Annotated in this window: 3 protein-coding genes; 2 read left to right on the top strand and 1 reads right to left on the bottom strand. The window is 67.0% G+C overall.

The window, feature by feature from the left end; all coding sequences use genetic code 11:
• Positions 1-140: 140 nt before the first annotated feature.
• Positions 141-356 carry a DUF1127 domain-containing protein gene (locus tag OS124_RS0115340; protein ID WP_010140648.1) on the bottom strand — a complete coding sequence of 72 codons (216 nt, stop codon included), beginning with the start codon at positions 354-356 and terminating at the stop codon, positions 141-143.
• Between the two features lie 669 nt (positions 357-1,025).
• Here OS124_RS0115340 and OS124_RS0115335 point away from each other — a divergent pair.
• A complete protein-coding gene (locus OS124_RS0115335; protein ID WP_010140647.1) occupies positions 1,026-2,132 on the top strand; it encodes an Mrp/NBP35 family ATP-binding protein in 1,107 nt (368 codons plus the stop codon).
• A 180-nt stretch (positions 2,133-2,312) separates the two neighbouring features.
• A partial coding sequence (locus OS124_RS0115330) for a VOC family protein (RefSeq protein WP_029375482.1) occupies positions 2,313-2,626 on the top strand: 314 nt, incomplete at its 3' end.

Raw genomic sequence — 2,626 nt, 5'->3', positions numbered from 1 at the left:
CCAGGGAGGAGGAGAGGGCGGCGAACTGTTGGAGCATGTGCTCCGGTGTTAGGTGCGACGGTGCCAGGGAGGAGGAGAGGCACCGTCGCCAGTCTCAGCGGCCCAGGGAGGAGGAGAGGGCCTACTGATCCCAGGTGTCGTTACGCCGAGGCGCCGTAGGCTTCCTCGTAGGCGACCGACTTGATCATGGACCGGTGCAGGCCGAGGTCCTTCAGCTCACGGTTGCTGAGCGCGGACAGCTCGTTGATGCAGCGGCGATACTTTGCATACCGGGTGTAGCGACCGGCGAGGCCAGCGACGAAGCCGGAGAAACCTTGGGCGGCCGGAGCGGCCTGGGTGTAGTTTGCGTATGCCATCTCAACTCATCCTTACGTAACGATCTCGGTGAACGTTATTGCGGTCTGCGGCGGCTTCGGATCGCTGCGCCCTGGTGGCGCTAACCTGCGATGATCCGTTGTCGTCGCTGTTGAGCCTCTTTTCCCCCATTTGCTGCGAATGCACAATCGCCACTTGTTCAACGCCGCTATGCAGCAAGTGCATAAGAGGAGCTGACCTAAAGTTAATGGGGTGTCGTCGCCCAAAATTCAGGCAGGGTGTGAACAATGCCCTTTTAAACAAGACCTGCGTCGTGACGTGGGGTCACGGCTATCATTTGGGCACATTTGAAAAATCATCGGTCGATCAGGGGCGGGGGCTGCTGCTGGGCCACGGCGGAAACAGAGGGGCTGAGAGCCTTGAGAGGTCAAGTTATGCTGCGGCGCAGCGACGACCTTTCGCAGCTGCGGCGTCTCCGGGCGGGGCATGGCGTGGCCGGGGGCGCTCAGGGCGGGGCGGGTCGGTTCGGGGAGAGGCGTGTGGCCCGGGCCGTCCGGGGCTATCCTGGGGGCGGAGCCACGCACGGCGCGATGCCGGTCAGGATGCGCGGACGGGTCACCCTTGTTCCTGCCGCCAAAATGCGCAGGGTATGCGGAAACCCTCCGCGCCGGTTCGCTGGCGCGTCGAGACCGTGACCGAAGGAGATCACCGTGCCCGTCACCCGCGACCAGATCCTGCAGGAGTTGCAGAGGCTCACGCTGCCTGATGGCGGCAATCTCGTCAGCCGGGACATGATCCGGGCGCTCAGCCATGAAGGCGGGGTGGTCCGCTACGTGATCGAGGCCCCGGATGCGGCAACCGCGCGCAAGATGGAGGCCATCCGGGCCGCCTCCGAGGAACTGATCGCCGCCTTGCCCGGCGTCTCGCGCGTGACCGCGGCGCTGACCGCGCATGAGCAGCGCGGCGCCTCGCCGCCGCCGAAGGCGCCCGCGGGGCCGTCGCAGGGGCAGCCTCCCAGTCTCAAGATCGGGGGGCATCCCAAGCCGACGACGACGGTCATGCGCCCGGCAGGGGTGAAGAAGATCATCGCCATCGGCTCGGGCAAGGGCGGGGTGGGCAAATCCACCGTCTCGTCCAATCTCGCGGTGGCACTGGCGGGCGAGGGGCTGAAGGTGGGCTTGCTGGATGCCGATATCTACGGCCCGTCGCAGCCGCGCATGATGGGCAATACCAAGCGCCCCGCCTCGCCCGATGGCGAGACCATCGAGGCGCTGCAGGCCCATGGGGTCACCCTCATGTCGATCGGCAACATGCTGGACGAGGGCAAGGCTGTGGTCTGGCGCGGTCCCATGCTGATGGGGGCGATGCAGCAGCTGCTGACCCAGGTGCAATGGGGAGAGCTGGATGTGCTGCTGATCGACCTGCCGCCCGGTACCGGCGACGTGCAGCTGACCCTCGGTCAGCGATCCTCTCTGGACGGCGCCATCATCGTGTCGACCCCGCAGGACGTGGCGCTGCTGGATGCGCGCAAGGCCATCGACATGTTCCAGACCCTGAAGGTGCCGCTTCTGGGGATGATCGAGAACATGGCCTCGTTCATCTGTCCCGCCTGCGGGCACGAGGCGCATCCTTTCGGCCATGGCGGTGTCGCGGAGGAGGCGCGGAAACTGGGCGTGCCGCTGCTCGGCACCCTGCCGCTGGATCTTGAGACCCGGCTGGCGGGCGACAGCGGGCGTCCCGTCGCGCTGGAGGGCGGGGCCCCCGCCGCGGCCTATCGCGCCCTTGCGCAGCGCCTGCGCGCCGACGGCATCCTCTGATCCCGCGCCGGGGGCGGTTGCCCCGGCCCCGGCGCGTCGCTATCCTGGACCTGTCTGAAACAGGTTAGGCACGGGAAGGTTGGCCCGGCCCTCGCAACGCGAGTCCTTCCGTCACCCGGTGACGGCCCAAGACTGTCAGGTCACCCGCATGTCTCGGGTGCCGATAGCAAGGGTATGGACATGAAACCTGCAATCACCGTTCTCACGCTGGCCGTCGCCGATCTGCAGCGCGCGCTTCTTTTCTACCGCGATGGCCTCGGCCTGAAGACCGAAGGCATCATCGGGCAGGAGTTCGAGCACGGCGCGGTCGTCTTCTTCGATCTCGTCGGGGGCGCCAAGCTGGCGCTCTGGGCCCAGGCCGACCTGGCCCATGATGCCGGGCTGCCCGAGGGGCCGGTGACCTCGACTGCCGTCAGCATCGGACAGAATGTCGCCCGGCGGGACGAGGTAGACGCGGTCCTGGCGCAGGCCGCTGCGGCGGGTGCACGGATCGT

Source organism: Oceanicola sp. S124 (genome assembly GCF_000220565.1).
Taxonomy (GTDB): Bacteria; Pseudomonadota; Alphaproteobacteria; order Rhodobacterales; family Rhodobacteraceae; genus Pseudooceanicola.
The sequence above is the reverse complement of the archived record's forward strand: the minus strand, read 5'-3'. Positions and strand labels throughout refer to the sequence as shown.